Source organism: Caulobacter endophyticus (assembly GCF_029543245.1).
Taxonomy (GTDB): domain Bacteria; phylum Pseudomonadota; class Alphaproteobacteria; order Caulobacterales; family Caulobacteraceae; genus Caulobacter; species Caulobacter endophyticus_A.
The window spans coordinates 1-26,631 of the sequence record NZ_JARQWV010000002.1; the positions used below are offsets into that span (position 1 = coordinate 1).

The window sequence follows — 26,631 nt, forward strand, 5'->3', positions numbered from 1 at the left end:
GGCGGCCGCGGGGGGGTGGCGCGCCGCCGGCCGCGCGCGGGCCGGGGCGGGGGGGCCGCCCCCGCCCCCCGCCCCCCCCCCCCCGAGACTGGGCGCCGAGGAAGCTGTCGCCCCCTCCGTCACGCTGCGTATCCGCAGCGCGCCACCTCCCCCGTTTCACGGGGGAGGAGCAGGGAGCTGTCGCGGAGCGACTGAGGGGGCTCTATGCAAACGCCCATCCGTCGCTGGGGTCGGGGGTCTTGGCCGGCTTGCGGCGGGCAGCGGGGCTGCGCCGGGCGCGGCCGGCGGGGCGGAAGGCGGTGCGAACCAGGCGGACGGCGCTGGCGCGCAGGCCTTTCCAGGCGGGGACGAGGCGGGCCATGACCGTGGCGGCGATCCCGACCTCGACCCAGGCAGCCAGGTCCAGCGCCAGGATCCAGGCCATTTCCGGCAGGATCACCTGGCCGGCGAAGGGGGCGATGGCCAAGAGCAGCATCAACGCCATGGCGTTGCGCGGGGTCATCGCCGAGAGGCGCTGGGCCGGGATCTCGACCAGCCAGCGGCGCACGGGGCCGTCGTGGCGGGCGGCGGCGAACAGGCCGATCAGCAGGGCGGTCAGGAGCATGGCGCGGTGGTTTCCCTCAAGGTGCAGCTTGAGGTGGTGGTTTGCTCGGAAAGGTCAAGCGTCCCTCTCCCCTTGCGGGAGAGGGTGGGCCGCGCAGCGGGTCGGGTGAGGGGTTTCCCAGATCTCGACGTTGCGAAGGTGGTCAGGCTGGGTGAGGCGTTTCAGGTTTGAGAGACCCCTCATCCGTCAGCTTCGCTGACACCTTCTCCCGCAAGGGGAGAAGGGTTCAGTCTTCCGGCTCGTAGGGCCAGTCGCCCTTGTCGACCATCAGGTCGGTGGCGACGAAGTCCATGGCGTCTTCGGGGTCGTCGAGGCTGGCTTCGCTGATGGTCTGGTCGCGGACCGAGACGCCGGCCTTGTGGGGGCTGTCGGGGTCGCCGGTGATCAGCGGGTGCCACTGCGGCAGGGTCTTGCCCTCGTGCAGGCGGCGATAGGCGCAGGAGGGGGGCATCCACTCCAGGTCCTCGATGTTGTGCGGCGTCAGCTTGATGCAGTCGGGCACGGTCTTGCGGCGATTGGGATAGTCGCTGCAGCGGCAAAGATGGGCGTCGAGCAGCTGGCAGTGCACGCGGGTGGGGATCACCTCGCCGGTGTCTTCGTCTTCGAAGCGAACCAGGCAGCAAAGGCCGCAGCCGTCGCATAGACTCTCCCACTCGGGGACGGTCATCTGGTGAAGGGATTTCGTCTCCCAGAAAGGTTTGCGCGCCATCATCGGGGCGTCCTAAACCCAATCGCCGCGAAGACCAACTGGACGCAACACCGCACGTGAACGACTGGACGCTGCCGCCCTACAGGTTCGACGATCCGCCCGCGCGCCCGACGCCGCCGGCGGGCGGCGGTTTTTCGCCCGTGCCGCCGCCGCCGCCCGAGCCGCCGAAAGGCCCGCCGCAGCGTCCGCCCGAAGAGCCGTTCCGCGCCGACCTGAAGACGCCGCGCAAGCGGGGCGGCTGGGGCTGGGTGTGGATCACCCTGCTGGTCAGCGCCCTGATCGGCTTCCTGGCCGTGGGCGGCGCCGGCGCCTATGTCTGGTTCAAGTACCTGAAGGACACGCCGGACCTGCCGTCGCGCGAGGCGCTGTTCGCGGTCAATCGCGCGCCGGGCGTGCGGTTCGAGGATCGCAGCGGCCAGGTGATCGCCACGCGCGGGCCGCGTTACGGCCAGCGGGTGACGGTCAAGACCGTGCCCGGCTATGTGCCGCTGGCCTTCCTGGCGGCCGAGGACAAGCGCTTCTACAAGCACGGCCCGATCGACCTCTACGGCATCGCCCGGGCGGCCTGGGTGAACTGGCGCGCCGGCCGCACGGTGCAGGGCGCCTCGACCCTTTCCCAGCAGCTGGCCAAGGGCCTGTTCCTGACCCCCGACCGCACGGTCGAGCGCAAGCTTCAGGAAATGCTGATGGCCTGGCGCCTGGAACAGGTGCTGACCAAGGACGAGGTGCTGGAGCTCTATCTCAACCGGGTGTTCTTCGGGGCCAACACCTATGGCGTCGACGGCGCGGCCCAGACCTATTTCGGCAAGCCCGCCAGCCGGCTGACCCTTTCCGAAGCCGCCCTGCTGGCCTCGCTGCCCAAGGCGCCCTCGCGCCTAGCCCTGACCCGCGACATGGAAGGGGCGCTGGCCCGCTCGCGCCTGGTTTTGGCCAATATGGAGAAGGAGGGCTGGATCACGGCGGCCGAGCACGCCGCGGCCCTGGACGACACGCCGAAGCTGTCGCCCGACGCGGTCAGCGACGAGGGCGACTATGGCTGGGTGCTGGACTACGCCACCACCGAGGCCATCCGCATCGCCGGCCAGAACGCGCCCGACCTGGTCGTGCGCCTGACCATCGACACCCGCCTGCAAAAGGCCGGGGCCGACATCGTGCGCCAGGCCATCGCGCTGGGCGGCCAGCATGCCGGCGCCAGCCAGGCCGCGCTGCTATCGCTGTCGGCCGACGGGGCGATCCGGGCGATGGTGGGCGGCGCCGACTATATCGCCAGCCCCTTCAACCGCGCGGTGCAGGCCAGGCGCCAGCCGGGCTCGACCTTCAAGCCGTTCGTCTATGCCGCCGCCCTGGAAAAGGGCGTGCTGCCCAGCGACATCCGCGTCGACGGGCCGGTGCAGTTCGGCGACTGGAAGCCCGAGAACTACGGCGGCGACTATCGCGGCCCGATGACCGTCGAGCAGGCCCTGGTCAATTCGACCAACACCATCGCCGTCAAGCTGGCCCAGGAGGCCGGCGGCGCGCAGGTGGGCAATCTCGCCCGCCGCTTCGGGATCACCAGCCTGCCGGACCGCCCCGACCTGTCGGTGGCGCTGGGGGCCTATGAGGTGAACCTGTTGCAGATGACCTCGGGCTTCCAGGTCTTCCAGCTGGGCGGCCAGCGGGTGGAGCCTTACGTCATCGAGAGCATCACCGCCCAGGACGGCCGGCCGATCTACGCCCGCGGGCCGATGGCCCCGGCGCAGGTCTACGACATCGCCAGGGCCAGCATGATGGTCAAGATGATGAAGAAGGTGGTCGACCAGGGCACCGCCAAGCGGGCCGCGTTCGGCTGGCCGGCGGCGGGCAAGACCGGCACCAGCCAGAACTGGCGCGACGCCTGGTTCGTAGGCTTCACCCCCGATTTCGCCACCGGCGTCTGGGTGGGCAACGACAACGACAAGCCGATGAACAAGGTGGTCGGCGGCGACATGCCGGCCAGCATCTGGCGGCGCTACATGCTGGCCGCCCACCAGAACCTGGCGATCCGCGACTTCCCCTGGCTGCTGCCCGATCCCGGCCCGCGCACCTCGCCCGATCCGCGCAACGGCTTCTACGAGACCCTGGCCTCGGAGTTCGCCCGCACAGCCTCGGAACTGGAAGCCGACGCCGCGCCGGACGAGCCGGCCGACGACGGGCGTGGACCGGTCCCGCCGCCGGAGGAGCTGCCGTATTGAGCGGGGACGAAGTCGGCCGCCAGATCGATCGACAACCGCGCCGCCAGCGACAGGACCTGCCGGAAGTGGCCGAAATAGGCGCGCCAGTCTCCCGTTTCGCACAACAGCTGGATCGCCCGGCTGTTCTGCTCCATGCGGGCGTGGATCGCCGGGCCGAGCGGGATCGAGGGCCAGGCCAGCAGGCCCTCGGCGTTGAGGGTTTTGAGCGCCAGGCAGCGGGCCAGACGGCCGTTTCCGTCGGTCATCGGATGTAGGATCAGGGTGGCCGCATAGAGGTAGGCCGCCCGATCTATGGCGTTGGACAGGTTGACCGGGGCCGAGGCGACGTAACGCGACCAGCGCACGGCCTGCCTCGGCGGTGCGAACAGCACCCAGCCGTTCTCGGCGTCGCCACGCGTGCGCATCCTTCGCCTGGAGCGGCAGGACCGCGTTCCCAGCAGGGCGGAGGTGAAGGTCTCGACCCACGCGTCGCTCGACAGGGCCGAGGTATCGTGACCCCACCAGGTAGACAGGGGAAATTCCAGGCTGGGGCGGAAGGCGTAGCGCTTGAGCAGGGCCAGCGCCTCGGCCGACCCATCGGTCAGGTCCATGCCCTCTTCGGCGTCGGAAATCAGCTTGTGAGCGGCGCGTTGCTCGAGACCGATGCAGGCGCGGACATGACCAAGGTGCGTTTCGGCCTGCCGCAGAGCCATCTTGAGCGGGAGGTCGCTGCGGTCATCGGCGACGGCGCCGACATGGGCGCGAAGGTCCGGCATCGACAGCATGATCGCGGCCGCCCCGTCGGGGGCGGCGCGCGCAGAATCGCTTACGGCCACTGGTGGGGCGGGGCCGCGGGATAGGGATTGGTGCTGTCGGAGGGGTTGCTGCTGCCCATGGGGTCGACGCCGTAAGCGAGACGCTGCTCGGGCGTCAGCGACATCAGTTCCTCCAGCGTGAAGGGGCGCCAGGCCATGATGGCCTCGATCTCCTCGTTGGTGAGACCCCCCGAAACCAAGGCGGCTTCTGCAAGCGTCAGTTCTCTCATCGTGATCGGATCTCCCGGTCGAAGCGTGGCCAGCCCATGCCTCCCGAGAATCCATGCGCGCACGCAATCTCTGGTTGGTCAATCGTCACTGTGGCGCAGGCGGCCGCTTCGCCTGGCGTGGACGATTTTCAGGCTCGGCGGAGAAGGCCGCCGGACGGGGATAGAGCCGCGTCTATCCCCGGCGAATACGGAAAAAGATCGGGCGATATCAGCCGCTTGCAACTTTCTCATGGGGCTGGATCAGACGCGCTCGCTGGCGCCGTACACTTCTGTCATGGCCGAGAAAAGCGAACAGAACGACGCGCTGCTGACCGAGATCCGCGACCTGATCGTGGAGACCTATCACGGCGCCGCCAAGGAACTCCTCACTCAGGTGAAGGACGAGCCGCCGAAGGCGCGTCTGGACGCCAGCAAGCAGGCGGCCCTGGTCGGGCGGCCGGTGGAGATGCTCCACGCCGCCAGGCTGCGTTCGCAAAAGATCTCGGCCGCCAAGCAAGCGCGGATCGCCAAGGCGGTTGGCGAGGAGATGGCGATGAATGACGACGAACCCTGGACCGAAGACCGGATCGAGCGGCTGCATGCCGCTCTCGAGCGCCGACTGGGAGCGGTTGCTCAAAGTGTCGAATTTAAGAGCCTGGTGCGAGAGCGTCTCGATGAGGAGTGTCGAGCTCGCGGCGCACCGCTCGTGGAAACCGGCGGCTCATCAGACGCCGCCTGACGACCCCTGGGCGACCTGGCTGATGCTGGGCGGGCGGGGCGCGGGCAAGACCTTCGCCGGGGCCGGCTGGGTCACCGATCAGGCCGCGCGGCCGTGCCGGATGGCGCTCGTGGGACCGACCTTCCACGACGTGCGCGAGGTGATGATCGAGGGGCCGTCGGGCCTGCGGGCCATGGCCCAGGCGGGAAACCGCGTGCGCTGGGAAGGCTCGCGCCGGCGGCTGGTCTGGGAGACGGGCGCGGAGGCCTACGCCTTTTCGGCCGAGGATCCCGACAGCCTGCGCGGACCGCAGTTCCACGCCGCCTGGGCCGACGAGTTCTGCGCCTGGCCCAAGGCCGCCGAAACCCTGGCCATGCTGCGGTTCGGCTTGCGGCTGGGCGAGGATCCGCGGCTGGTGGTGACCACCACGCCGCGTCCGACCCGGGCGCTGAAGGTCTTGATGGCCGAGGCGGGCGTGGCGACGACGCGGGCGGGGACGGCGGCCAACGCCGGGAACCTGGCGCCGCAGTTCCTGGCCACGCTGGAGGCCTTGTACGGCGGCACTCGGCTGGCGGCCCAGGAGCTGGAGGGGATCGTCGTCGAGACCGACGGCGGGCTTTTCAGGGCCGAGGACCTGGCCCGGTGTCGCGGGGCGCCGCCGGCGAAGTTCGACCGGGTGGTGGTGGCGGTCGACCCGCCGGCCACCGCGCGGGGCGACGCCTGCGGCGTGGTGGTCGCCGGCCGCCGCGACGGCCGCGCCTATGTGCTGGCCGACCGCACCATGCGGGGCCTGTCGCCCAACGGCTGGGCCAGGCTGGCGGTGGCGGCGGCCGTGGATTTCACCGCCGACGCCGTGGTGGCCGAGGCCAACCAGGGCGGCGACATGGTGCGCACCGTCCTGGCCCAGGCCGCGCCGCCGTGCCCGATCAAGCTGGTCCGCGCCTCGGTCGGCAAGCGGGCCCGGGCCGAGCCGGTGGCGGCTTTGTACGAGCAGGGCCGGGTCGTGCACTGCGGGGCGTTTCCGGCGCTGGAGGAGGAGCTGATGGGCTTGGGCGAGGGTGATCTCGGGCACAGTCCCGACCGGGCGGACGCGCTGGTCTGGGCGCTGAGCGAGCTGATGCTGGGCGGGGGGAAGGCGCCGAGGTTGAGGGTGGTTTAGTTTCCTTCTCCCCTTGCGGGAGAAGGTGGCCCGCGCAGCGGGTCGGATGAGGGGTGTCGGCGCAGCGCCCCTCCAGCTTTCACGTCTTCATCGAGGCTGGTGCGAACAGGCGAACGCCTGCGCACGCACCCCTCATCCGTCGGCTTCGCCGACACCTTCTCCCGCAAGGGGAGAAGGAAAGGAGGATCGATGTTTTCCTTTTCCAGACGACCGCCCGAAATCAAGGACTCCCGCGCCGCCAGGCTGGTCGCCCTGACCAGCGGCGGGCGGCCGCAGTGGACGCCCAGGGACTACGGGGCGCTGGCGAGCGAGGGGTTTGCGAAGAACCCCGTGGCCTATCGCTGCGTGCGGATGATCGCCGAGGCCGCGGCGGCCGTGCCGTTGGCGGTGTTTCATGGCGGCAGGCGCAGCGACGACCATCCGCTGGCGCGCCTGCTGGCCGCGCCCAATCCCGAGCAGGGCGGGCCCGATCTGATGGAGGCGTTCTTCGGCCACTTGCAGGTGGCGGGCAACGGATACCTCGAGGCGGCCGGGGAGCAGCCGGAGGAGCTCTACGCCCTGCGGCCCGACCGGATGGCGGTGGTTCCCGGGCCGCGCGGCTGGCCGGCGGCCTATGACTACCAGGCGGGCGGGCGGACGGTGCGGATCGGGCGCGACGCCGACGGCTGGCTGCCGGTGCTGCACCTGAAGCTGTTCAACCCGACGAGCGACCATTACGGGGCCTCGCCGCTGGAGGCGGCGGCCTTCGCCATCGACGTGCACAACGCCTCGGGGGCGTGGAACAAGGCTCTGCTCGACAACGCCGCGCGGCCTTCGGGGGCGCTGGTTTATGGCGGGCGCGACGGGGACCGGCTTTCCGAGGAGCAGTTCGAGCGGTTGAAGGCCGAGCTGGCCGCCGCTCACGCCGGCGCCGACAACGCCGGCCGGCCGCTGCTGCTGGAGGGCGGGCTGGAGTGGAAGCCGATGTCGCTGACCCCGGCGGACCTGGACTTCGTCGAGGGCAAGCATGCGGCGGCGCGCGAGATCGCCCTGGCCTTCGGGGTTCCGCCGCAGCTCTTGGGGATCCCCGGCGACAACACCTACGCCAACTATCGCGAGGCCAATGGGGCGTTCTGGCGGCACACGGTGGTTCCGCTGGCCGAGCGGGCGGCGCGGGCGATCACCGCCTGGCTGGGGCCGAAGTTCCCCGGCGCGCGGGTGGGCTGCGACCTGGACGCCGTGCCGGCGCTGTCGGCTGAACGGGACGCCCTGTGGGCGCGGCTGGAGGCGGCGAGCTTCCTGACGGATGACGAGCGTAGGCGGCTGGCGGGGCTGGAGCTCTAGTTTCCTTCTCCCCTTGCGGGAGAAGGTGTCGGCGACAGCCGACGGATGAGGGGTCTCTCAGGCCTCGACCGCTTCGCCCCGTCGATCCGCCGCCGCGGCGGCGCCGACTTTCGACCCCTCACCCGACCCGCTTCGCGGGCCACCCTCTCCCGCAAGGGGAGAGGGAAGGAGATTTCATGACTTCATCCCCCAATCGCTGGCGGCTGGACCGCCAGATCTCGGCGGCCGTGCTGGTGGCGGTGACGCTGCAGGCGGCCGCGGCCTTGATGTGGGCCGGGCGGGCCAGCGCGCGGATCGACGAGCTGCAAAAGCGCCTCGACGCCCAGGCCCCGGTGGCCGAGCGGCTGGCCAGGCTGGAGACCCAGGCCGAGGCCACGCGGGCGGCGCTGGTGCGCATCGAGGCCAAGCTGGACCGTCCGTAGCGACGAAAACCCCGCCCTTCGACAGGCTCAGGGTGAGGTTTTCGACTGACGTTCAGTAGCCCTCATCCTGAGCCTGTCGAAGGACGGGGGCGGCTCCTCGGGGAGACCACACATGTCTCAAGACCTTCGCATCGAAGGCTACGCCTCGCTGTTCTGGACCCGCGATCTCAACGACGACGTCACCGCCTCGGGGGCCTTCAAGCAGAGCCTCGAGGCGGGGCCGATCCGCATGCTGCACCAGCACGACGAGGCCGAGCCGGTGGGCGTCTGGGACGAGGCGTTCGAGGACGCGCGCGGCCTGTTCGTCCGTGGGCGGATCATGTCGGCGACGCCGCGCGGGCGGCTGGTGGCGGCGCTGGTCTCGGCCTGCGCGCTGGACGGGCTGTCGATCGGGTTTCGGCAGGTGAAGGCGCGGCGCGACGGCGCCTTGCGGGTGCTGTCCCGCGTCGACCTCTGGGAGGTGTCGATCGTGACGTTTCCGATGTTGCCGCAGGCGCGGCTGCGGGTGGTCGACTGAAGTTTCCCTTCTCCCCTTGCGGGAGAAGGTGGCCGCGAAAGCGGCCGGATGAGGGGTCTCGCCGGAGATTCCGCGCAACCCCTCATCCTCCCACCGGCCGGCGGCCGGCGGGCCCCTCCTTCTCCCGCAAGGGGAGAAGGTAATCCGTGACGGAGAACTCCATGAAGGAAACCAAACAGGTCCCGGCCTCGCCGGAGGCCCGCTCGGCGCTGGTCGAGGTGCTGGCGACGTTCGAGGGCTTCAAGGCGGCCAACGACCAGCGGCTGGCGGCCATCGAGGCCAAGAGCGCTGACGTGCTGCTGGAGGAGAAGGTCTCGCGCATCGACGCGGCCCTGAACGCCGCCCAGGACCGGTTGGACCGGGTGCTGGCCGACAGCCGCCGCCCGGCCCTGGCGAGCGAGGCGCCGGCCGCGCGGGTCGACGAACGCAAGGCGGCCTTCGACCGCTATGTGAAGACCGGCGAGACGGCTGGCCTGCTCGAGGCCAAGGGCCTGTCGGAGGGCGTGGCCACGGCCGGCGGCTATGTGGCGCCGCCGGAGCTGGAGCGGCAGATCCTGCGCCGCCTGGCCGCCACCAGCCCGATGCGCGAGATCTGCCAGGTGCGCACCATCGGCGCGGGCACGTTCCGCAAGCCGGTGTCGCCGACGGGCCTGGCCGCGGCCTGGGTGGCCGAGACCGCCGCGCGGCCGGAGACCACGGCGCCGACGCTGGACGTCATCGACTTCCCGGCCGGCGAGCTCTACGCCAGCCCGGCCGCGACCCAGGCGCTGCTGGACGACGCCTATGTCAGCATCGACGAGTGGCTGGCCGAGGAGGTGCAGGACGCCTTCGCCGCCCAGGAGACGGCGGCCTTCGTCAGCGGCGACGGGGTCAACAAGCCCAAGGGCCTCCTGGCCTACACCGCCGCGCCGGACGCCAGCTACGCCTGGGGGCAGCTGGGCTACGTGGCCACGGGCGTGGCCGGGAACTGGCCGGCCAGCAACCCGACCGACAAGCTGATCGACCTGATCTATTCGGCCAAGGCCCAGTACCGCCAGAACGGCCGCTTCGTGCTGAACCGCAGGACGGTCAGCGCGGTGCGCAAGTTCAAGGACGCGCAAGGCAACTACATCTGGAACGCGGCCCTGCAGCCGGGGCAGTCGGCCAGCCTGATGGGCTTTCCGGTGACCGAGATCGAGGCCATGCCGGACGTGGGCGCCAACAGCATCGCCGTGGCCTTCGGCGACTTCGAGAAGGGCTACCTGATCGTCGACCGCGCCGGGGTGCGGGTGCTGCGTGATCCCTATTCGGCCAAGCCGCACGTGCTGTTCTACACCACCAAGCGCGTCGGCGGCGGCGTGCAGAACTTCGACGCGGTGAAGCTGCTGAAGTTCTCGGTGAGCTGATGTGAACGGCCCTTCTCCCCTTGCGGGAGAAGGTGTCGGCGAAAGCCGACGGATGAGGGGTCTCGCGGACGGTTCTGAGAGACCCCTCACCCGACCTCCCTCCGGGAGGCCACCCTCTCCCACAAGGGGAGAGGGATCTTTCAAGGAAATCCCCCATGCCCAACTCCGTGACCTTGGCGCAGGCCAAGGACTTCCTGCGCGTGGGCGGCGAGGACGCGCTGGTCGCCCTGCTGATCGAGGCCGCCGAGGCGCGGGTCGGGCAGGCGGCCGGGGTCGTCCTCGGCGCCGACAGTCCCGCGCCGCTGCGCCTGGCGGTGCTGATCCTGGCCTGCCACGCCTATGAGCATCGCGGCGATGCGCGGCCGCCGCCGCTGTCGCTGGTCGAGCCGTGGATCGCGCCCTACCGCGAGGCGCGGCTGTGAGCGCCGAGATCGCCCTGGCCAGGGCCTTGGCCGAGCTGCTGGCGGCCGCGCCGGCGGTGTCGGCGATCGTGGGGACGCGGGTGCACGCCTCGCCGCCCCGGATGCTGACCTATCCTTCCGTCAGCGTCGGCCGGATCGAGAGCCGCCCCGTCGGCGAGAATGACCTGCTTGAGCACGTGGTGACGATCACCTGCGCCTCGCGCTTCGGCGGGCCGGAGGAGGCGCGGGCCATGGTCGCGGCCGCGCGGCTGGCGCTGCATGACGCCGCTCCGGCCGTGGAAGGCCGCGCCCTGGCCTCGCTGAAGGTGCGCTTTTCCGACGTGTTCGCCGCGGCCGACGACGAGCTGACCCTGGGCGTGCTGCGCGTGCGGGCGGTCAGCGAGCCGGCCTGAAATCCAACCCAGAAGGAGATCGACCATGGCCGCGCAAGCCGGCAAGGACATGCTGCTGAAGATCGGCGACGGGGGCTCGCCGCAGGGCTTCACGACGGTGGCGGGCCTTAGGGCCCGGACCATCAGCCTGAACGCCAGGACCATCGACGCCACCGACGGCGACAGCGCCGGGCGCTGGCGCGAACTGCTGGCCGGGGCGGGCGTGCGCTCGGCTTCGGTGTCGGGGGCGGGGGTGTTCCGCGACGCGGCCTCGGACGCGATGGTGCGCGACAGCTTCTTTTCGCAGAGCGCCAGGACCTGGCGGCTGGTGATCCCCGACTTCGCCCAGCTGGAGGGGCCGTTCCTGGTGTCGGCGCTGGAATATGCCGGCCAGCACGACGGCGAGGCCGTCTTCGCCCTGACCCTGGCCTCGGCCGGGGCGATCAGCGTGACGGCGATCTGATGGCCGCCGTGAACGCCGCGAGGGGCGAGGTCGAGGTGGTGCTGGGCGGGGTGACGCGCCGGCTGTGCCTGACGCTGGGCGGCCTGGCCAGGATCGAGACGGCGCTGGGGCTTTCCGACTGGAGCCGGCTGCCCGAACGCCTGGCGCGGCCGTCGGCGGGCGAGCTGATGGCGGTGCTGGCGGCGCTGGTCGACGACGAGCTGGGGCCGCTGGACGCAGGCCGGCTGGATCCGCGCGAGGCCGCGCAGGCGGTGGCCCTGGCCCTGGCGGCGGCCGCGTGAGCCCCTGGGGCGAGATGCTGCGGCGGGCGGCCGTGGCGTTTTCGATCCCGCCGGCGGCGTTCTGGCGACTGTCGCTGAAGGAGTGGCGGGCTCTGGTGGGCGAGGGGGCAGGCCAGGGCGGCGCCGCCGCGCCGGGGCGATCGGATCTGGCCGCGCTGATGGCGCGGTTTCCCGACGGGATGGAGGACGAGGCATGAGCGGTTTCGACGAGGGCTTGCCGCTGCGCACGGCCGAGGCGGCCGACGCCCTGGCGGGCCTGGAGGCGCCGGCCCGGGCGGCGGCCCGGTCGATCGAGGAGGCGTTCGCCACGGCCGGGAGCAGCCTGGCGCGGTCGCTGGCGCGGGCGGCGGCCGACGGCGAGGTGTCGATGGCCGAGCTGGCGGGGGCGGTGCTGGGCGCGGTGACGGGCGGCCGCGGGGCGAGCCTCGGCGAGGCGCTGAGCACGGCGGTGTCGGGCGTCTTTTCCGGGGCGCGGGCCGAGGGCGGACCGGTGACCGGCGGCGGCGCCTATCTGGTCGGCGAGCGCGGGCCCGAGGTCTTCCGCCCGGCCGGGGCGGGAACGATCGAACCCGTCGGCGGCAATGGGGCCGGCGGCGGCGGGATCAGCGTGACCGTGCAGGTCAGCGGCGGCGACGCCCCGGCCCTGGCCCGTTCGGACGCCCAGCTGGCCCAGGCCCTGGCGCGGGCCGTCAGCCTGGGCGCGCGGCGGCTCTAGGCGAACACCTTGGCCTGATGCTCGGCGCTGGGAGGGGGCGGGCGTTTCGGATTCCAGGCGCCGACGAGGACCAGCAGCACCAGCCAGATCGACGCGGCGCACATGGACAGCAGGGCCCCGGCGATGGTGAGGTCGACGTTGTCTTCGCCGGCCGCCGCAAGCAGGCCGAAGCCGACGACGGCGGGCGCGACCGGGAGCAGCGTCAGCCAGGTCCACCAGCCGATGTCGCGCAGGCGGCGCAAGGTCAGGACGAGCCACAGGATCGCGGCGGCGAGCCACATCAGCAGGCGCGGCGCGTCGCTTTCGAACCAGCCCGAGGTGGTGACCAGGGCGACGGCGGCCAGGAAGCCGGCCCAGTATTCGGCCCGGCCGGCGCGGCCAAGCGGATAGCGAATGATCGCCGCGATCATGAGAACACCTGCGCATGGTCGTCCGCCGTGAGCTTCGGGCGCCGCGAGGGCAGCAGGCCGAGGATGGCGACGAGACCGAAGAGGGCGATGGCCGAGTAGAGGTTGACGGTGCTCTTGGCGGCCGCCGTCTGCATGGCGCCGTCGGCCCGCGCCAGCAGCAGGGCGCGCGCCTGGATGGAGACCAGGGCGATGGGCAGCGGGAACGGCGCAAGCCAGAAGGGCAGGCCCGCGTCGCGCAGCCGGCGGGCGGCGAAGACGCACCAGGCGGCCAGGGCCGCGAAGTCCAGCGAATAAGGCGGAAGGCGCCGGCCCGGCATGATCATGATGAAGGCCAGGATGGCGACGACCGCGAGCCAGTATTCCAGCCGGCCGCCGCGGCCGCCCAGCCAGGCGAGAATGCGCCGTATCATCCGAACACCTCGGCCTGGCGTTCGGGGTCGGTGATGTCGGCGGGCCTGGGCTTCCAGGCGCCGATGACGATGATGAAGGCCAGCCAGCTCCAGCCGATTATCCCGGTCATGAGGACCGTGGCCTTGCCGGTCAGGGAGATGATCACCTGGGCGACGCCCAGCCCCATCATCAGTAGCGGAAACAGGGCCAGCCAGGCCGGCCAGCCGATGTCACGCAGGCGGCGGGCGGACAGCAGCATCCAGGCCAGCAGGGCCAGGAACTTGATCAGCAGGGACGAGCCCGTATCGCCGGTGATGCGAGAGGCCGCCAGCAGGGCGACGAAGCCGGCGAAGCCGAACCAGTATTCGCGCCGACGGCCGCGTCCGCCCAGCCAGGAAAGAATCGGGCGGATCATCCGAACACCTCGGCCTGCCGTTCGGGGTCGAGGACCGGCGTCGGCTTGGATTTCCAGACCCCCAGCACCAGCACGAAGAGCAGCCAGGCCACCAGAGTGACGGTGTTCACCGGGCCGTCCAGGGTTTCGCGATGGGCGGCGCCGAAGGGCGTGATCTTGACGATCGCCGTACCCACCTGGCTGACGACCGGCTCGAGCGACAGCCAGGTGGGCCAGCCGATATCGCGCAGGCGTCGCGACGAGACCAGCAGCCAGACGGCCAGCAGCAGCCACATCGCCGGAACGCCCAGCGACGTCTCCAGCAGGTCGGGAAGCTTGTACAGCAGGGCCATGACGACGACGAAGCCGAGCCAGAACTCAAGGCGCCGAGCCCGGCCGCGCAGGTAGCGCAGGATCATCCGAACACCTCGGCCCGGTCCTGCGGGGCGGGCTTGGGCGCTCGCGAGGGCAGGCAGCCGAGGATCAGGACAAGGGCGAAGATCAGGATCGTGGTGGCCAGATTGATCTGGGCGGCGTTGCGCAGGCCCGCCATGACGGGGGCGCCGGAGACCAGGATCACGCTGTGCACGCCCTTGTCGACCAGAAAGGAGATCAGCGGGAAGGGCGCCAGCCAGAAGGGCAGGCCCGCCGCCCGCAGCCGGCGGGCGGCGATGACGCACCAGATGGCCAGGGTCGTCCAGTTCATCAGGTCGGCGGGCGGGCTGACCGGCAGGCTCATCAGGCCGATGTTGACGGCGCTGAGCGCGACGGCGCTGGCCCAGTATTCGCGCCGCTTGGACTGGCCCGCCAGATAGTTCCCGATCGCGTTCACGCCCCACCCCGAACAACAAGACCCCGCCGCAGGGTAGCGGCGGGGTTGCGTCGATGAAAGGGCTCTCGCGAGTCTGCGCGAGGAAGCCGGAAGGCCTAGACGGCCAGGGCGTTCAGCGGCGGATCGCCCCAGCGGTTGTCGCTGGTCTCGCCCTGGGCGCAGCCGACCCACAGGGTGAAGGCGATGCTGATCACGAAGCCCATCAGCAGGGACATGACCACGCCGCCGGCGCCGGCCAGGGCGAAGAGCTCGGGGTCGCCGCCGTTCAGGGCGATGGCCGCCGCGCCGACGCCCAGCCACAGGGCCGAACCGATCAGCAGCACGGGGCCAAGGACGATCGGCACGACCTGCCACCAGCCGCTCTTGCCCATGTCGTGCAGGCGCTTGGCGTAGATGCAGACGAAGCAGTAGAGCGTGACCAGGGCCACGAGATTGCCGATGACCGGAACCCAGCCGGCCACCACGTTGACGCCCAGCAGCATCAGCCAGGCGATCCAGAACGCCTGACGGCCGATGCGGCCGTCGGCGGAGAACATCAGGTTTTTCCAGTCCATGTCTTTGTCTCCCAACCTTGAGGAGAGACTAGGACCGGCGCCCCTCCGGCTGAAGTGAAATGGACGTCATGACAAGGGTTTAACCCACCGCGGCGAACGCGGGGGACGGTTCGGGCGCGGGCTCCGCGCGGCGCGGGCCGGGCTCGACGCCGAGCCAGCCCAGCAGGGCCAGCCACAAGAGGCCAGAGGCGCCGGCGCCGGTGAAGATCGGCACGATGACGGCCATGCCCTCCAGGTGGCTCATCCAGGCCATCAGCCCGCCGGTGAGGATCAGGTCCAGGCCCCAGACGCCAACCAGCGGCCAGGGGCCGTGGCCCATGTCGCGCAGGCGCTTGAGGCACAGCACGCCGCTGATCCAGCCCTGGAGGGCGAGGATCAGAAAGCCCGGGATCCAGCCGTCGAAGCCCAGGGCCGGGCCGCTGACGTCGACCAGCCACGGCCCGACCAGCGGCACGGCGGCCATGGGCGCCGCGCCATGGCGTCCGAACGCCAGGAAGCCGCCGACCTCGAGCCCGAGCAGCAGGAACAGGCCCAGCCAGAACGGTCCGCGGCCGATGGCGCCGCGCGGCGAGAAGAGCAGGGCGAAGAAGGGCACGGCGGGGTCTCCGGCGGGTCTGGATGATTTGTAAGTAAATAATCACTCACATTACGAAGCTGTCAAGGAGAACCCGTGATGAGCGCCTTTCACGAGGTGCGGCTGCCCCTGCGTCTGGCCTTCGGCGGGACGAGCGGGATCGAGCGCCGCACCGAGATCGTCGGCCTGGCCTCGGGGTTCGAGCGCCGTTCCAGCCCCTGGGCGGACGGCCGCCGGCGCTATCTGGTCGGCACGGCCACGCGCAGCCTGGACGAGGCCGCCGAGCTGGCGGCGTTCTTCGAGGCGCGGCGGGGGCGGCTGCATGGGTTCCGGTTCAGGGATCCGGCCGACTTCAAGTCGTGCGCGCCGTCGGCGACGCCCGCGCCGGGCGACCAGGGCCTGGGAACCGGCGACGGAACGCGGACGGCGTTCCAGCTGGTCAAGGCCTATGGAAGCGGCGAGGCGGCGGTGGTCCGCACCATCGCCAAGCCGCAGGCCGGCAGCGTGCGGGTGGCCGTGGCGGGCGTGGAGCAGGCGGCCGGCGCCTTCGCGGTGGACGCGGCCACGGGCGTGGTCACCCTGGCGGCCCCGCCGGCGGCGGGGGCGGCGGTGACCGCCGGCTTCCTGTTCGACACGCCGGTGCGCTTCGACCTCGACCGGCTGGACGTGACGCTGGAAGGGTTCGGGGCGGCGCGGGCGGGGGCGATCGCGCTGGTCGAGGTGCGGGTCTGATGCGGGCCGTGCCGGGGGCGCTGGCCGAGCGCATCGAAAGCGGGGCGGCGAGCCTCTGCCATGCCTGGATCCTGACCCGGACGGACGGGACGGTGCTGGGCTTCACCGACCACGATCGCGACCTGACCGTCGCCGGCGTGGTCTGCCGGGCGGCCAGCGGCTGGAGCGCCGGCGCGGCCGAGAGCCAGGCGGGGTTCGGCCCCGGCCTGGCGGCGGCGACGGGCGCCCTGGACGATGCTTCTAACAAGGCCGGGGGGATCACGGCCGGCGACATCGAGGCCGGGCTCTATGACGGGGCGCAGGTGGTCTGCCGCCGGGTGGACTGGCGCGCGCCGGACCTGGCCGTCGAACTGTGGCGGGCGCGGGTGGCGCGGGTCTCGTGGACCGGCGAGGCCTTCACCGCCGAGCTGGAGGGGCCGGCGGCGGCGCTGGACCGGGTGGCCGGCCGCGCCTACGCCCGAAACTGCGACGCCGTGCTGGGCGACGAGCGCTGCGGGGTCGACCTTTCGGCCCATCCCGGCGCGACCTGCGACCGGCGGTGGACGACCTGCCGGGCGGTGTTTGCCAACGGGACCAACTTCCGGGGCTTTCCGACCCTGCCGGGCGAGGACTTCGTCACGCTCTATCCCGCCGAGGGCGAGATCCACGACGGGGGACGGCGATGAGGGCCCCTACGGAGAGGGTCCCTACGGAGAGGGCTCCTACGGAGAGGGAAAGGGTCCTGGCGGAGGCGCGGGCCTGGCTGGGCACGCCCTATCAGCATCAGGCCAGCCTGAAGGGCGTGGGCTGCGACTGCCTGGGGCTGGTGCGCGGGGTGTGGCGGGCGCTGCACGGGGCCGAGCGCGAGGCCCCGCCCCCCTATCGTCCCGACTGGGCCGAGCTTTGCGCCGGCGAGCCGCTGCTGGAGGGGCTGGGGCGGTCGCTGGTTTCGACCCCGCCGGAGCGGGCGCGGCCCGGCGACGTGCTGGTCTTCCGCATGGCCGCGGGCGTGGCGGCCAAGCACTGCGCGATCCTGTCGGAGCATGGTTCCGGCGGGATGCGGATGATCCACGCCTATTGGGGGCGGGCCTGCGTCGAAAGCTGGCTGGGACCCTGGTGGCGCACGCGGCTGGTCGCCGCCTTCTCGTTTCCGGAGCACGTGTGATGGCGCAGTTGATCCTGCAAGGCGGCGGTTCGGCCACCGGTCTGCTCGGCGTGCTGGGCGTGGGCCTGGGCAAGGCGATCGACGGGGCGCTGAGCGTGGGGCTGAGTCCCGTGCGCGAGGCAGGCCCGCGCATCGCCGAGGTGCGGCTGACCGGGGCGGCCGAGGGCGCGCCGACGCCGTGCGTGTTCGGCCGCGCCCGGGTGGCCGGCCAGGTGATCTGGGCGGCGCGGTTCCGCGAGCATCGCCGCGACGCCGGCGGCAAGGCCGGGCGCGCGCGCGGCTACGGCTACAGCCTGTCGCTGGCCCTGGCGGTGGGCGAGGGCCCGATCGACGGGATCGGCCGGGTATGGGCCGACGGCAAGGTGATGGACATGGCGGGCGTGACCATGCGCGTCCATCGCGGGACGGAGGACCAGCTTCCCGACCCGCTGATCGCGGCGATCGAGGGCGAGGCCCCGGCCTATCGCGGCACGGCCTATGTGGTGTTCGAGGACCTGGCGCTGGACGCCTTCGGGGGGCGGCCGCCGCAGCTGTCGTTCGAGGTCTTCCGGCGTCCGGGCGTTGACGGGACGGGTCTGGAGGACCGGCTGGAAAGCGTGTGCCTGATCCCCGGGGCGGGCGAGTTCGTGCTGGCGACCGACGTGGTGTTGCGCCGCGAGGGGCTGACCCGCACGAGCCCCGAGAACCAGAACAACACCGAGGGGCGGGCCGACCTGCTGGTGTCGCTGGACCAGCTGCAGGCGCAGCTGCCCAATGTGCGGCGGGTGAACCTGGTGGTCAGCTGGTTCGGGACCGACCTGCGCTGCGGCGCGTGCGAGATCCGGCCGGGCGTCGAGGCGGCCGACAAGGCGACCGAGCCGATGGCCTGGCGGGTGGCGGGGCTGGAGCGCGAGGAGGCGCGGCTGATCTCGCAAAGCGGCGGCGGGGTCGCCTATGGCGGCACGCCGTCCGACGCGGCGGTGATCCAGGCGATCGCCGAGCTGAAGCGGCGGGGCCTTGAGGTGACGCTCTATCCCTTCGTGCTGATGGACGTGCCGGCGGGCGCCGGCCTGGCCGATCCGTACGGCGGGGCCGAGCAGGCGGCCTATCCCTGGCGCGGGCGGATCACCTGCCATCCGGCTCCGGGACGGGTGGGCTCGCCGCACAAGACCAGCGCGGCGACCGCGCAGGCGGCGGCGTTCTTCGACGGCGAATGGGGCTTTGCCCGCTTCGTGCGGCACTATGCGCAGCTGGCCGCGCAGGCCGGCGGGGTGGACGGCTTCCTGATCGGCTCGGAGCTGGTCGGGCTGACGCGGGTGCGCGACGCGGCGGGGTTTCCGGCGGTGGACGCCCTGAGGGCCCTGGCCGGAGAGGCGCGCGCGCTGCTGGGGGCGGCGACGAAGATCGGCTACGCCGCCGACTGGAGCGAGTATTTCGGATCCCAGCCGGCCGATGGCTCGGGCGACGTGCATTTCCATCTGGATCCGCTGTGGGCCGATCCGGACATCGACTTCGTGGGGATCGACTACTACCCGCCGATCACTGACTGGCGCGACGGCGAGGATCACCTGGACGCGGCGGCCGGCTGGGGCGGGCCGCACGATCCGGCCTATCTGCGCCACGGCCTGACGGGCGGGGAGGGCTTCGACTGGTTCTACGCCTCGGCTGAAGACCGCGCGGCCCAGGTCCGCACGCCGATCACCGACGGGGCGCATGGCGAGCCGTGGGTGTTCCGGCCCAAGGACCTGCTCTCCTGGTGGTCCAATCCTCACCACGACCGGCCGGGCGGCGTGCGGGCGGCGACGCCGACGGCCTGGGTTCCCAGGTCCAAGCCGATCCGGCTGATCGAGTTCGGCTGCGGGGCGGTCGACAAGGGCGCCAACGCCCCCAACCTGTTCGTCGACGCCAAGAGCGCCGAGAGCGCCCTGCCGCCGTTCTCGGACGGGACGGCGGACGAGCTGGGCCAGAGGCGGGCGCTGGAGGCGGTGCTGGCCATGACGGCCGATCCGGCGGCCAACCCGGTCTCGCCGGTCTATGGCGGGCCGATGATCGAGGAGGCCGCCGCCTGGTGCTGGGACGCGCGGCCGTTCCCGGACTTTCCGGCGCGGGCGGAGGTGTGGGCCGACGCCCCCAACTGGCGGCTGGGCCACTGGCTGAACGGCCGGGCGGGCGCGGCGGCGCTGGGCGAACTGGTCATGGCCGTGGCGGCGCGGGCCGGGGTGGAGATCGACCCGGGCGAGGCGGCGGGGTCGCTGGGCGGCATGGTGGCCGGCTATGTGATCGACCGGCCGATGCGGGTGCGCGACGCGCTGGCGCCGCTGACCGAGGCCTTCGGGCTGGAGGCGGTGGAGCGCGGCGGGCGGGTGCGGCTGGTCTCGCGCTCGGGCCCCGCGCAAGGCGCGCTGGGCGGGGACGACCTGGCCTGGCCGGAGGATCGCCCGGCCCCGGCCTCGGCCGCACGGCGGCTAGAGGAGGCGGCCGACGCGGTGCGGCTGCGGTTCATCGACCTGGCGCGCGATTACCAGGCCGGCGGGCTGATCGTGCGGGACGGGGCCGGCGCCCTGACCCTGGACGTGGAGGCGCCGCTGGTGCTGACGGCGGCGCAGGCCGGGGCGATCGCCCGGCGGCGGCTGGACGGGCAGGGCGCCGCGCGGCGCGAGCGGATCGTCCACCTGTCGCCCCTGGCGGCGCTGACCTGGGAGGCCGGCGACCGGCTGGCGCTGGACGGCGAGACCTGGCGCGTGACGCGGGTCGATGTCGACGAGCGGCCGAGAATGACCCTGATCCCCGCGTCGCCGGCGGTGAGCGGGGCCATGGGCGAGATCGACTGGCGCCCGGCCCCGCCGCGTCCGGCCCAGGGGCCGCCCGTGCTGATGGTGCTGGACCTGCCGCCCCTGCCCGGCGCCGAGGACGACGCGCGGCCGCTGGTCGCCGTCGCCGCCCAGCCCTGGCGGGCCTTCGACGTGCATGCGGGACCGGACGTCGAGGCCCTGCGCGTGCGGGCGAGCGCGACGACCGGCGCGGTGGTGGGGACGACGCTGTCGGACCTGCCGGCCGGGCCGCGCCACCGGATCGACCGGGGAACGCGGCTGATCGTGCGGCTGGAGGGCGGGGCGCCGCAAAGCCGCAGCCGGGCCGCGGTGCTGGCCGGCGAGAACCTGCTGGCGGTGCGCGGTCCCGGCGGCTGGGAGCTGCTGCAGTTCATTACGGCGCAGGCCGTGGGGCCCGACGCCTTCGCCCTGACCGGCCTGCTGCGCGGGCAGGGCGGCTCGGACGTGGCCGATCTGGTTGCGGCCGGGGCGGATGTCGTGCTGATCGACGAGGGGCTGGTGCGGGCCCAGGCGTCGCCGGCCGAGCGCGGCCTGCCGCTGATCTGGCGCGCGGCGCCGGCCGGCGGTCCGCCGGCGGGGCCGGCCATGCGGCAGGTGGAGGCGACCTGGCGCGGCGCGGCCTTGCGGCCCTGGTCGCCGGCGCATCTGCGGGCCAGGACCGTCGGCGGCGATATGCGCCTGTCGTGGATTCGCCGCGCGCGTGTCGGGGGCGACGGCTGGGAGGCGGAGGTCCCGCTCTCCGAGGCGAGCGAGGCCTGGCGGGTGCAGATCCTGGACGGCGAAGCGGTGGTGCGGACGGTGGAGACGGCGACGCCGGGCTTCGTCTGGACGGCGGCGATGCGGGCGGCCGACCTGCCGTCGGGACCGATGGGCGCGCTGCGCGCAAACGTGGCGCAGGGCTCGGCGACCTGGGGCTGGGGCGCCCCTGCGACCATCGCGCTGTGATATTAATGCAACATTTGGCTTGCGCCCGGCGCGGAACCGCCTAATTGAGGGGCTTCGGCATTTTCCGTACTTCCTTGAGGGCCTTCCTTGGCGCGCGACCCCTATCTGGAGCTTGGCGTTTCCCGCGGCGCGAGCGCGGACGAGATCCGCAAGGCGTTCCGCAAGCTGGCCAAGCAGCACCACCCCGACACCAACCCCGGGGACAAGAAGGCCGAGGACAAGTTCAAGCAGGTCAGCGCCGCCTTCGACATCCTGGGCGACGCCGAGAAGAAGAAAAAGTTCGACGCCGGCGAGATCGACGCCGACGGCCGTGAGACCATGCGCGGCTTCGGCGGCGGTGGCGGCGGCCCGTTCGGCGGCGGCTTTGGCCGGGGCGGCGGCTTCGGGCGCGGCGGCGGCGGGAACGACGGTCCCGAGATCGACCTCAATGACCTGTTCGGCGACATCCTCGGCCGCAATCGCGGCGCGGGAGCCGGCGGCGGCTTCGGCGGCGGCGGGTTCTCGGCCAAGGGCGCGGACGTGCGCGCGCGGCTGGACATCGACCTGGAAGAGTCGATCAAGGGCGGCAAGAAGCGCGTGGCCTTCTCGGACGGCCGCACCATCGACGTGACCATCCCGGCCGGCGCCCAGGAAGGCCAGACCCTGCGCCTGAAGGGGCAGGGCAGCCCGGGACGCGGCGGCGCCGGCGACGCCCTGATCGAGCTGGCGGTCAAGCCGCACCCGATCTACCGCAAGGAAGGCGAGCACCTGGTCATGGACCTGCCGGTCAGCGTTCCCGACGCGGTGCTGGGCGGCAAGGTCGAGGCCCCCACGCCCGACGGCCCGGTCAATGTGACGGTGCCCAAGGGCGCCAACAGCGGCAGCAAGCTGCGGCTGAAGGGCCGGGGCCTTTCCGACGCCAAGGGCCATCGCGGCGACCTCTATGCCCGCCTGATCGTCACCCTGCCCGAGACCATCGACGAGGACCTGGAAAAGTTCGCCCAGGCCTGGCGCGACCAGAAGCCCTACACGCCCAAGCGGCGGTAGGGGCAGCGCGCCTATCCAGCGGGCGCCGGCCTTTCAGGTCGGTCCCGCGCGTCATCGCCGGTTGCCTGTCGCGCCGGCGACATGAATGCTCGCCAGGGTAGGTCCCGGAGGGCGGCGCATGGGTTTTCTCGGCATCGTGCTGGCGCTGGTTCTGCTGGTGGGCCTGGCCTATCGCGGCTGGAGCGTGCTGCTGCTGGCGCCGGCCGCGGCCCTGGTGGCGGCGGGCTTCTCGGGCGAGCCGCTGCTGGCCAGCCTGACCCAGAGGTTCATGCCCGGCGCGGCCGGGTTCCTGGCCCAGTTCTTTCCCCTGTTCCTGCTGGGCGCGCTGTTCGGCAAGCTGATGGACGACAGCGGCTCGGTCTCGGCCATCGCCCGGATCATGACCGAGCGGCTGGGCGCGCGGCGGGCCGTGCTGGCGGTGGTGCTGGCGGGCGCGGTCGTCACCTATGGCGGGGTCAGCCTGTTCGTGGCCTTCTTCGTGCTGGTTCCGATGGCCGGGGCGGTGTTCCGCGCCGCCGACATTCCCCGGCGGCTGATGCCGGCGACGCTGATCCTGGGGACCTCGACCTTCACCATGACGGCCCTGCCGGGATCGCCGGCGATCCAGAACGCCATCCCGATGCCGTTCTTCGGCACGAGCCCCTATGCGGCGCCGGGCCTGGGGCTGCTGGCGGGGGTGGTGATGCTGGCCGGCGGCATGGCCTGGCTGTCCTACGCCCAGGGCCGCGCCCGCAAGGCCGGCGAGGGTTATGGCGGGGCCGAGCGCGAGGCTCCGGCGGCCGGCGACCCCGACGTGCGCGAGCGGGCGGTGACGGCGCGCGACTTCGACACCGCCGAGCTGGAGCGCGGCGCGATCGCCGCCTCGGCGCCCGGTTTCCTGGCGGCCATCGCGCCGCTGGCGGTGGTGATCGCGGTGAACCTTCTGATGTCGCTGGTCGTGCTGCCAAGGATCGACGCCTCGTTCCTGGAGGAGCCGCGCTGGGGCGGTGCGACCCTGAGCGACGTGGCGGGCGTATGGTCGGTGGCCGCGGCCCTGGCGGCGGGGACGGGGGCGCTGGTGGTGATCCACTGGACGCGGCTTTCCAATCTCAAGCGCAGCATGGACGCCGGCGCCAACGCCTCGGTGCTGCCGGCGCTGTCGGTGTGCAGCCTGGTGGGCTTCGGCGCGGTGATCGCGGCCTTGCCGGCCTTCGCCCTGGTGCGCGACGCGGTGTTGGACCTGCCGGGCGGGCCGCTGGTGTCGCTGGCGGCGGCGACCAACGTACTGGCCGCGCTTACCGGCTCGGCCTCGGGCGGGCTGACCATCGCCCTGGAGGCGCTGGGGCCGACCTATGTGGACCTGGCCGCGCGCCACATGGTGGATCCGGCCCTGCTGCACCGGGTGGCGGTGATCGGCTCGGGTACGCTCGACATCCTGCCGCACAACGGGGCGGTGGTCAGCCTGCTGGCCCTGTGCGGCTGCGGCCACAAGGAAAGCTATGGCGACATCGTGATGGTGGGCATCGTCCCGTCGATCGTGGCGCTGGCGGTGGTGATCGCGGCCGGGACGCTGCTGGGGGCGTTTTGAAGTGTACCTTCTCCCCTTGTGGGAGAAGGTGTCGACGAAGTCGACGGATGAGGGGTCTCGCGGCGTTTGGTGTTTGAGAGACCCCTCACCCGACCCTGCTTCGCAGGGCCACCCTCTCCCGCAAGGGGAGAGGGGGCGATGTCGGCTACGCCCCGACCAACTGCTCGCGCGCCGCCTTGGCGGCCGCGACCATGTTGGCCAGGGCGGGCTGGACTTCCTCCCATTTGCGGGTCTTCAGGCCGCAGTCGGGATTGACCCACAGCTGGGCGGGCGAGAGCCGCGCGCCGGCCTTGGCCAGCAGGTCGAGCATCTCGCCCGAGGCAGGGCTGCGGGGAGCGTGGATGTCGTAGACGCCGGGGCCGATCTGGGCGGGGTAGGCATAGGCCTCGAAGGCGTCGAGCAGCTCCATCTTCGAGCGCGCGGTCTCGATGGAGATGACGTCGGCGTCCATGGCGCCGATGGCGGCGATGATGTCGTTGAACTCCGAATAGCACATGTGGGTGTGGACCTGGGTCTCGTCGCGCACGCCGCTGGCGGCGATGCGGAAGGCCTCGACGGCCCAGGCCAGATAGGCGTCCCAGTCGCCGCGGCGCAGGGGCAGGCCCTCGCGCAGGGCGGCCTCGTCGATCTGGATGATCGCGGCCCCGGCGGCTTCGAGGTCGACGACCTCGTCACGGACGGCCAGGGCGATCTGGCGGCAGGTCTGGCCGCGCGGAATGTCGTCGCGGACGAACGACCACTGCAGGATGGTGACCGGACCGGTCAGCATGCCCTTCATCGGCTTGTCGGTGAGGGATTGGGCGTAGGCCCACCACTCCACCGTCATCGGCGCGGGGCGCGAGACGTCGCCGTAAAGGATCGGCGGGCGCACGCAGCGCGAGCCGTAGGACTGCACCCAGGCATGCTTGGTGAAGGTGAAGCCGTTCAGGCGCTCGCCGAAATACTGGACCATGTCGTTGCGCTCGAACTCGCCGTGGACCAGCACGTCCAGGCCGATGTCCTGCTGCCAGGCCACCGCGCGGGCGGTTTCGGCGCGCAGGAACTCGGCGTAGTCGGCGTCGGGCAGCTGGCCCTTGGCATGGGCGGCGCGGGCCGCTCGGACGGCGGCGGTCTGCGGGAACGAGCCGATGGTGGTGGTCGGCAGGGGCGGCAGGCCAAGGCGCTGCTGTTGCAGCACGATGCGCTGCTCGAACGGCGCGGCGCGGGTTGCGTCACGGGTCGTTACGGCGGCGGCGCGGGCCTGGACGGCGGGATCGTGGATGCGCGGCGAGGTCTTGCGCGAGGCCACGGCGGCGCCCGCGGCGTCGAGCTCGGCGCGAACGGCGGCGCGGCCCTGGTTCAGCGCCTTGGCCAGGATCGCCAGCTCTTCCAGCTTCTGCACGGCGAAGGCCAGCCACTGGGCGACTTCGGGATCGAGACCGGTCTCGATGGAAAGATCGAGCGGGGTGTGCAGCAGCGAGCAGGACGGGGCCAGGATCACGCGGTCGGGGCCGCGCGCGGCGACCACCGGCTCGACCCGGTCGAGGATGGCTTCGAGATCGGCGCGCCAGACGTTGCGGCCGTCGACGACGCCCAGTTCGAGCACCAGGCTGTCGCGGGCCAGGGCGATGGCGGCGTCGAGGTCCTGCGGGGCGCGGACCAGATCCAGGTGCAGGCCGTCGACGGGCAGGTTGGCGGCGGTGGAGAGGTTGTCGCCGTAGGTTCCGAAATAGCTGGCCAGCAGGATGCGGATGCGCGGGGCGGCGTGGGTCAGGGCGCCGTAGGCGCGGCGGATCTCGGCGCGCTCGAAGTCGGTGAGGTCGAGCGCCAGGCACGGCTCGTCGATCTGCACCCAGTCGGCGCCGGCGGCGGCCAGGCGCTGGAGCACCTCGGCGTAGACCGGCAGCAGGGAAGACAGCAGCGACAGGGGCTGGAAGTCCTTATGCTTGGACTTGGCCAGCTTCAGGCAGGTGACGGGACCCAGGATCACCGGCCGGGTGAAGACGCCCTGCGCCTTGGCTTCGAGGAAGTCGTCGACGACCTTGGTCGAGGTCAGGGCGAAGGCCTGGCCGGGCGACAGTTCGGGGGCCAGGTAGTGATAGTTGGTGTCGAACCACTTGGTCATTTCGAGCGCCGGCAGGCCGGTGGCCGAGGTCTCGTGAGCACAGCCGTGGTCGCAGGCCTGGCGGCCCTGCGTTCCGCGCGCCATGGCGAAGTAGAGGGGCAGGTCGACCGGGCCGCCGGTCCAGCCATAGGCGGCCGGGATCGCGCCGACCATGACGGCGGTGTCCAGCACGTGGTCGTAGAGCGAGAAGTCGTTGCTGGGCACGTGGTCGACGCCCAGATGGGCCTGGCGACGCCAGGCCAGGGCGCGCAGGGTGGCGGCCTCGTGCTGCAGGTCGGCGGCGTCGAGGCGGCCGGCCCAATGGGCCTCGAGGGCGGTCTTCAGGCGGCGCTGGGGGCCGATGCGGGGGAAGCCGAGAGCGGCGACGGTGACGGTCATTTACTAGCCTCTGTCTCGATGATGACGGAGGCTGGACGGGGCGCGGGCGCGCAGGCGCGCGAACGGGCTGGCCGACCCGCGCCTGGAGCTAGCGACCAGACCGGGCACCCCGCCGGAGGACGTTATCTGTCGAGGCAGGTCTCCTGGCTCGCGGGTCAACGCCGCCGTCCTGGCCTTCCCGATGCGCCACCGAGTCGAGTTCGGCGCACCAGTGACACGTATCGGACGGCCGCTCGCCGCTTACAGTTGCGGGGGCAGCGCCGGTTTCACACCGGCTTCCCTCTTAGCTTTGGGCGCGAAACGCCCGCAGACCACGACCCCCTTATCAAGCCTGGGGTCGCGGGCTCTGTCAATTGGGACATAAAGATATCTTTATGTGATCTCCGATTGCGTCGGAGCGTGGCCTTGGCCCGTGACAGGACGTCGCACACCGTTCATAAACCCCGCGTTCAGTCTCCATTCAGCCGTG

At 72.0% G+C, this 26,631-nt stretch carries 29 protein-coding genes, 1 pseudogene and 1 riboswitch; of the genes and pseudogenes, 19 read left to right on the top strand and 11 right to left on the bottom strand.

Features of this window, described 5'->3' with window-relative positions; genetic code table 11:
- Positions 1-202: 202 nt before the first annotated feature.
- Positions 203-604 (bottom strand): hypothetical protein, encoded by a 402-nt coding sequence (locus P7A99_RS02055; RefSeq protein WP_277792288.1) that lies wholly within the window; start codon positions 602-604, stop codon positions 203-205.
- A gap of 226 nt (positions 605-830) precedes the next feature.
- Complete coding sequence (locus tag P7A99_RS02060; protein ID WP_277792289.1) at positions 831-1,316, bottom strand: YcgN family cysteine cluster protein; 486 nt, start codon at positions 1,314-1,316, stop codon at positions 831-833.
- A 53-nt stretch (positions 1,317-1,369) separates the two neighbouring features.
- On the opposite strand from P7A99_RS02060, the gene P7A99_RS02065 reads away from it, so the two are divergent.
- Entirely contained in the window at positions 1,370-3,523 is a 2,154-nt protein-coding gene (locus P7A99_RS02065; protein WP_277792290.1) for a transglycosylase domain-containing protein, read from the top strand.
- Positions 3,524-4,328: 805 nt separating this feature from the next.
- On the opposite strand, the gene P7A99_RS02075 is transcribed toward P7A99_RS02065, so the two are convergent.
- Positions 4,329-4,547 carry a hypothetical protein gene (locus tag P7A99_RS02075; protein WP_277792291.1) on the bottom strand — a complete coding sequence of 73 codons (219 nt, stop codon included), beginning with the start codon at positions 4,545-4,547 and terminating at the stop codon, positions 4,329-4,331.
- Between the two features lie 229 nt (positions 4,548-4,776).
- Here P7A99_RS02075 and P7A99_RS02080 point away from each other — a divergent pair, with 229 nt between their 5' ends.
- From P7A99_RS02080 to P7A99_RS02140, 12 genes and pseudogenes are all read left to right on the top strand, one after another.
- Positions 4,777-5,265, top strand: coding sequence for a hypothetical protein (locus P7A99_RS02080; RefSeq protein ID WP_277792292.1), 489 nt, complete (start codon positions 4,777-4,779; stop codon positions 5,263-5,265).
- Positions 5,201-6,403: a DNA-packaging protein gene (locus tag P7A99_RS02085; protein ID WP_277792293.1), complete on the top strand. Its 1,203-nt coding sequence runs from the start codon at positions 5,201-5,203 to the stop codon at positions 6,401-6,403. Before P7A99_RS02080 ends, P7A99_RS02085 begins: the two co-directional genes overlap by 65 nt.
- A 145-nt stretch (positions 6,404-6,548) precedes the next feature.
- A pseudogene (locus P7A99_RS02090) lies at positions 6,549-7,726 on the top strand (phage portal protein); the annotation flags it as partial.
- 176 nt (positions 7,727-7,902) lie between these two features.
- Positions 7,903-8,148, top strand: coding sequence for a hypothetical protein (locus P7A99_RS02100; protein WP_277792295.1), 246 nt, complete (start codon positions 7,903-7,905; stop codon positions 8,146-8,148).
- Positions 8,149-8,260: 112 nt separating this feature from the next.
- Complete coding sequence (locus P7A99_RS02105; RefSeq protein WP_277792296.1) at positions 8,261-8,665, top strand: HK97 family phage prohead protease; 405 nt, start codon at positions 8,261-8,263, stop codon at positions 8,663-8,665.
- A gap of 161 nt (positions 8,666-8,826) precedes the next feature.
- The gene (locus P7A99_RS02110; protein WP_277792297.1) at positions 8,827-10,050 is read left to right on the top strand and encodes a phage major capsid protein; all 1,224 of its coding nucleotides are present in this window, start codon (positions 8,827-8,829) and stop codon (positions 10,048-10,050) included.
- Positions 10,051-10,205: 155 nt separating this feature from the next.
- Positions 10,206-10,472, top strand: coding sequence for a head-tail connector protein (locus P7A99_RS02115; protein ID WP_277792298.1), 267 nt, complete (start codon positions 10,206-10,208; stop codon positions 10,470-10,472).
- The gene (locus P7A99_RS02120; RefSeq protein WP_277792299.1) at positions 10,469-10,864 is read left to right on the top strand and encodes a DUF3168 domain-containing protein; all 396 of its coding nucleotides are present in this window, start codon (positions 10,469-10,471) and stop codon (positions 10,862-10,864) included. The genes P7A99_RS02115 and P7A99_RS02120 overlap by 4 nt, the downstream gene beginning before the upstream one ends.
- Before the next feature lie 25 nt (positions 10,865-10,889).
- Positions 10,890-11,306 carry a phage major tail protein, TP901-1 family gene (locus P7A99_RS02125; RefSeq protein ID WP_277792300.1) on the top strand — a complete coding sequence of 139 codons (417 nt, stop codon included), beginning with the start codon at positions 10,890-10,892 and terminating at the stop codon, positions 11,304-11,306.
- A complete protein-coding gene (locus P7A99_RS02130) occupies positions 11,306-11,587 on the top strand; it encodes a GTA-gp10 family protein (RefSeq protein WP_277792301.1) in 282 nt (93 codons plus the stop codon). The genes P7A99_RS02125 and P7A99_RS02130 overlap by 1 nt, the downstream gene beginning before the upstream one ends.
- Entirely contained in the window at positions 11,584-11,784 is a 201-nt protein-coding gene (locus P7A99_RS02135; RefSeq protein ID WP_277792302.1) for a phage tail assembly chaperone, read from the top strand. The genes P7A99_RS02130 and P7A99_RS02135 overlap by 4 nt, the downstream gene beginning before the upstream one ends.
- Positions 11,781-12,302 (top strand): phage tail tape measure protein, encoded by a 522-nt coding sequence (locus tag P7A99_RS02140; protein ID WP_277792303.1) that lies wholly within the window; start codon positions 11,781-11,783, stop codon positions 12,300-12,302. Before P7A99_RS02135 ends, P7A99_RS02140 begins: the two co-directional genes overlap by 4 nt.
- Here the strand turns inward: P7A99_RS02140 and P7A99_RS02145 are convergent.
- The 7 genes from P7A99_RS02145 to P7A99_RS02175 form a co-directional block, all read right to left on the bottom strand.
- Positions 12,299-12,712: a DUF805 domain-containing protein gene (locus P7A99_RS02145; RefSeq protein ID WP_277792304.1), complete on the bottom strand. Its 414-nt coding sequence runs from the start codon at positions 12,710-12,712 to the stop codon at positions 12,299-12,301. The two genes, P7A99_RS02140 and P7A99_RS02145, sit on opposite strands and share 4 nt — an antisense overlap.
- The gene (locus tag P7A99_RS02150) at positions 12,709-13,122 is read right to left on the bottom strand and encodes a hypothetical protein (RefSeq protein ID WP_277792305.1); all 414 of its coding nucleotides are present in this window, start codon (positions 13,120-13,122) and stop codon (positions 12,709-12,711) included. Before P7A99_RS02150 ends, P7A99_RS02145 begins: the two co-directional genes overlap by 4 nt.
- Positions 13,119-13,517, bottom strand: a complete 399-nt coding sequence (locus P7A99_RS02155) for a hypothetical protein (RefSeq protein WP_277792306.1) — start codon at positions 13,515-13,517, stop codon at positions 13,119-13,121. The genes P7A99_RS02150 and P7A99_RS02155 overlap by 4 nt, the downstream gene beginning before the upstream one ends.
- Positions 13,514-13,915, bottom strand: coding sequence for a DUF805 domain-containing protein (locus P7A99_RS02160; RefSeq protein WP_277792307.1), 402 nt, complete (start codon positions 13,913-13,915; stop codon positions 13,514-13,516). The genes P7A99_RS02155 and P7A99_RS02160 overlap by 4 nt, the downstream gene beginning before the upstream one ends.
- A complete protein-coding gene (locus tag P7A99_RS02165; RefSeq protein WP_277792308.1) occupies positions 13,912-14,328 on the bottom strand; it encodes a hypothetical protein in 417 nt (138 codons plus the stop codon). Before P7A99_RS02165 ends, P7A99_RS02160 begins: the two co-directional genes overlap by 4 nt.
- 95 nt (positions 14,329-14,423) lie before the next feature.
- The gene (locus tag P7A99_RS02170) at positions 14,424-14,882 is read right to left on the bottom strand and encodes a DUF805 domain-containing protein (protein ID WP_277792309.1); all 459 of its coding nucleotides are present in this window, start codon (positions 14,880-14,882) and stop codon (positions 14,424-14,426) included.
- Positions 14,883-14,961: 79 nt separating this feature from the next.
- A complete protein-coding gene (locus tag P7A99_RS02175; RefSeq protein WP_277792310.1) occupies positions 14,962-15,477 on the bottom strand; it encodes a hypothetical protein in 516 nt (171 codons plus the stop codon).
- Positions 15,478-15,552: 75 nt separating this feature from the next.
- Here P7A99_RS02175 and P7A99_RS02180 point away from each other — a divergent pair, with 75 nt between their 5' ends.
- The 6 genes from P7A99_RS02180 to P7A99_RS02205 all read left to right on the top strand — a co-directional run bounded on the left by P7A99_RS02180 (position 15,553) and on the right by P7A99_RS02205 (position 23,680).
- Positions 15,553-16,188, top strand: coding sequence for a DUF2460 domain-containing protein (locus tag P7A99_RS02180; RefSeq protein ID WP_277792311.1), 636 nt, complete (start codon positions 15,553-15,555; stop codon positions 16,186-16,188).
- Entirely contained in the window at positions 16,188-16,853 is a 666-nt protein-coding gene (locus P7A99_RS02185) for a baseplate hub protein (protein WP_277792312.1), read from the top strand. Before P7A99_RS02180 ends, P7A99_RS02185 begins: the two co-directional genes overlap by 1 nt.
- Positions 16,850-17,332, top strand: coding sequence for an NlpC/P60 family protein (locus P7A99_RS02190; protein WP_277792313.1), 483 nt, complete (start codon positions 16,850-16,852; stop codon positions 17,330-17,332). Before P7A99_RS02185 ends, P7A99_RS02190 begins: the two co-directional genes overlap by 4 nt.
- Entirely contained in the window at positions 17,332-21,087 is a 3,756-nt protein-coding gene (locus P7A99_RS02195) for a baseplate multidomain protein megatron (RefSeq protein ID WP_277792314.1), read from the top strand. Before P7A99_RS02190 ends, P7A99_RS02195 begins: the two co-directional genes overlap by 1 nt.
- 87 nt (positions 21,088-21,174) lie before the next feature.
- Positions 21,175-22,113 (top strand): J domain-containing protein, encoded by a 939-nt coding sequence (locus P7A99_RS02200; protein ID WP_277792315.1) that lies wholly within the window; start codon positions 21,175-21,177, stop codon positions 22,111-22,113.
- A gap of 118 nt (positions 22,114-22,231) precedes the next feature.
- Positions 22,232-23,680: a GntP family permease gene (locus P7A99_RS02205; RefSeq protein WP_277792316.1), complete on the top strand. Its 1,449-nt coding sequence runs from the start codon at positions 22,232-22,234 to the stop codon at positions 23,678-23,680.
- Positions 23,681-23,825: 145 nt separating this feature from the next.
- On the opposite strand, the gene metE is transcribed toward P7A99_RS02205, so the two are convergent.
- Positions 23,826-26,162 (bottom strand): 5-methyltetrahydropteroyltriglutamate--homocysteine S-methyltransferase, encoded by a 2,337-nt coding sequence (gene metE / locus P7A99_RS02210; protein WP_277792317.1) that lies wholly within the window; start codon positions 26,160-26,162, stop codon positions 23,826-23,828.
- Between the two features lie 116 nt (positions 26,163-26,278).
- A riboswitch (cobalamin riboswitch) is annotated at positions 26,279-26,493 on the bottom strand.
- Positions 26,494-26,631 lie beyond the last annotated feature (138 nt).